The organism is Mesorhizobium sp. M8A.F.Ca.ET.161.01.1.1 (genome assembly GCF_004792105.1).
GTDB lineage: Bacteria > Pseudomonadota > Alphaproteobacteria > Rhizobiales > Rhizobiaceae > Mesorhizobium.
The window spans coordinates 1-315 of sequence record NZ_SRTD01000342.1 but is presented as its reverse complement, the minus strand read 5'-3'; the positions used below and the strand labels follow the sequence as shown (position 1 = coordinate 315).

The 315-nt window shown below is 57.8% G+C and carries 1 pseudogene; it reads right to left on the bottom strand.

Annotated features, from left to right (window positions below):
• Nucleotides 1–280, bottom strand: a pseudogene (locus tag EN804_RS35990) (spermidine/putrescine ABC transporter substrate-binding protein); the annotation flags it as partial.
• Nucleotides 281–315 lie beyond the last annotated feature (35 nt).

Sequence of the window (315 nt, the reverse complement as noted above, 5' to 3'; positions counted from 1 at the left end):
GGTTGAATGTGCCTTCAGCAAAGGCGACGGTGTGGGCGACGTGCGGATCCTGGACGTATTTCAGAAATTCCAGGGCGAGTGGCGAAAGTTCGGGATTGTTGACCGTCGAGGTGATCTCGATCCAGGAAATACCGCCCTTGCCATCCATCGGGCCCTTGAGTGGCGTAATGGCGCGCAAGTTCGCATAGCCGTCGGCACGCGCCGGAGAGACGGAATAAGTGCCACCGGTCATATAAAGGTCGATCTCGCCCGAGACGAGAGCCTGATTGAGTGACGCCATGGCCCCGACCATCTTGGCGCCCTTGAAAACTGTTT